At 57.8% G+C, this 2,680-nt stretch carries 2 protein-coding genes; both read right to left on the bottom strand.

Translation table 11 applies throughout. The features are described from left to right. Positions 1-91: 91 nt before the first annotated feature. The gene (istB, locus tag B5X72_RS20465) at positions 92-808 is read right to left on the bottom strand and encodes an IS21-like element helper ATPase IstB (protein WP_079718796.1); all 717 of its coding nucleotides are present in this window, start codon (positions 806-808) and stop codon (positions 92-94) included. A gap of 31 nt (positions 809-839) precedes the next feature. After that, entirely contained in the window at positions 840-2,372 is a 1,533-nt protein-coding gene (gene istA / locus B5X72_RS20460; protein WP_245827064.1) for an IS21 family transposase, read from the bottom strand. Between the last annotated feature and the right edge of the window lie 308 nt (positions 2,373-2,680).

Below are 2,680 nucleotides of genomic sequence, written 5' to 3'. Positions count from 1 at the left end.
TGGATATAACGTCGATGCTGACCCCCGTAACGGGCATACTGACCCCCTCCGATAGGTCCTGGGTTGAGTGTTTCCCAATGACCTGACAATTTTACTTCTTTTTTCTCATACTTTCACCTTTCAATTCAATCCTGTGCGATGAGTGAACCACACGGTCCAGCACAGCGTCGGCAATGGTGTCGTCACCGAACACGTCGTACCAGTTTGCCACGGGCAGCTGTGATGCGATGATGGTTGAAGCTTTGGCGTGTCGGTCCTCCATGATCTCCATCAAGTCCAGCCGTTGCTGCTGGTCCAGATGGACCAGCCCGAAGTCATCCAGGATGAGCAAATCGGTTTTGGAGAGTTTATCCATGAACTTGAACACCGAGCCGTCAACCCTTGTCATCTTGATGCGCAGCAGCAGTTTCTGCAGGTTGAAGTAAAGCACGCGGTGGCCCTGTGCGCAGGCCTGGTGGCCCAGCGCGGATACCAGGAAACTCTTTCCGCATCCGGTTGCACCGGTCACCAATACGGCTTCGCCCTTGCGTATGTAAGCCCCGGTGGCCAGTTCCATGACCGCCGCGCGGTCGATCCCACGGGCCGCATCCAGCGACAGCTCCTCCACGCTTGCCCGGTAGCGGAAGTGCGCGTTTGCGCACAGCCTGGCGAAGCGTTTGTCGTCCCTGTTCTCGGTTTCAGCCTGCAGGAGCAGTTCAAGGCCTTCCTGTAATCCCAGTTCGTGGTGTTTGCGGGTCTCGGTGAGTACCTGCCATGAGCCCGCCATGCCTTGCAGGCGCAGCTCCCTTAGTTGTGATAATATATCCATATTGCTGTGATAAATGATTGTGTAGCGGTATTCATATGTCCATCCTTGCCTGCACGTAGTAGTCGCGTCCGCGTATGTTCCCGTGTCCGGGGAGCGGTTTGTCCTGCGCTGGGGGTTGGGCATGCTGCGCCCCGCTTTTGATGATGCCCTCCACCTTTTTGTAGGATAGCATGCCGTATTCCATGGCCACCGTGCAGGCACGTGCGAAGTCGTGCGGATCCGATTGGCGGTACAGCCTGAGCAGCCCCTCGCAGGTGCGGTACTGGTTTTCGGGATATCCCGGTTGCCCGAAGATCAGCTTGATGAGTTTATGCAGCTGGGGGCACAGCTTTTCGGCCCTTTCGATGAAATAATCCGGGCTGCGCCCCAGATAATACCGGTGCTGTGAGCTAAGGTGTTCCTTCACGGCGGTGTAACCGCCACCGAACTTCCGGGTGTGGGCAGCGACCTGCTTACCTTCGGCATAGATGCGCACCATGGAGCGCGTGTAGGCCACCTGCACATGCTGGCCGATGTAATGGAACGGTACGCTGTAGCTGTGCCCTTCCACCAATACGTAGTTGTTCTGTCCCACTTTACGTTTAGCGTAACGTACCACCTGGAACCCTTCGGGGGGCAGCGGGGACAGCCGTGGCTTTTCGGCATTCCGGAACCGCTCCAGCCGGCAATACGGCTTCTTCTGCATGCGCGTCTGGTTGTGTGCGGCCATACGCTCGGCGATGGCCGTATTCAGCGAGGCCAGGTCGAAGAAACGCCGGTTGCGCAGTTTGGCGAATACCCGGGTGTAGACATTCTTCACCTGGTTCTCCACGGAGGCCTTGTCCTGCGGTTTACGTGCACGCGCGGGGACCACCACCGTGCCGTAGTGGTTGGCGAACTCCTCCATGGTGCGGTTGATGGTGGGCTCGTAGCGGTCGGCACGCTCCACGGCCGCTTTCAGGTTGTCGGGCACCAGCGCCTGCGGCACGCCGCCCAGGTGCCGAAGGCAGCATTCCAGCCCATGCAGGAAGTCTTCGGTACCCTGGCTGGGTACGGCCATGGCGAAGGCGTAATCCGAAAAGGGCAGGCAGGCAACCAGCACGGGGCAGGATATCTCCTCCCCGGTATCCCGGTCGATGTAGCTGAGCGTTTTGCCGGCAAAGTCGATGAAGAGCTTCTCCCCCGCACGGTGTTCCAGCACCATCGTGGGGTTGATCGAAGCCATCCGCTGGCGAAGGTGGAAGCAGAACTGCGTGTAACTGTAACCGTCGGGACATCCGGCGATGTATTCCTCCCACAGCAACTCGCGGGTGACGCCCGTACGCTTAAGTTCCTTTTCGTAGTAGGGCAGCTTGGAAACTAGGTGTGCATAGCGCGGGTCCTTATAGGCCGGGTTGCCCGCATGGAAATGGGCTTCCAGTACCGGGTTATCCAGCGCAAGGAGGTCTTCCATGCGCTGGGTGCCTTCGGAAACCTTCCGTAGGTAACTTTTCACCGTGTTGCGGCTGATACCAAGCGTGCGGGCGATGCGCTTGACCGGCATCCCCTGCCTGTGCAGCCTCAATAACTGTTTGATCTGACTCATGGGTCTTGCTTTTCCGGCCATGGGTTATTCACTGATTGATGGTAAAACATACCGTCAAATCAACCTAAAACCTACCGGCTTTTCCAAAGACGCGGGGTCAGCATGCTCCGTTACACGCCTCCACCAAGGGGTCAGTTTGCTCCGTTACGGAAACCCGTAGGGGGTCAACATGCTCCGCAACACAATCTGTCGGAAAAATATAGGGGGTCAGCATCCGCCGTTATGGCATGCTCATACGATGCGTACGGGCACCTGGCTTATCAAATTAGTGGACCGTCGCTGGGGGTCAGCTTGCGCCGCAATATCCA

Source organism: Parapedobacter luteus (assembly GCF_900168055.1).
GTDB lineage: Bacteria > Bacteroidota > Bacteroidia > Sphingobacteriales > Sphingobacteriaceae > Parapedobacter > Parapedobacter luteus.
Note: the sequence above shows the minus strand (reverse complement) of the source record. Positions and strands in the feature narration are given on the sequence as shown.

Coding starts and splice junctions, on each gene's coding strand:
- istB (WP_079718796.1), bottom strand. CDS start 808: ATGGATATATTATCACAACTAAGGGAGCTGCGCCTGCAAGGCATGGCG.
- istA (WP_245827064.1), bottom strand. CDS start 2,372: ATGAGTCAGATCAAACAGTTATTGAGGCTGCACAGGCAGGGGATGCCG.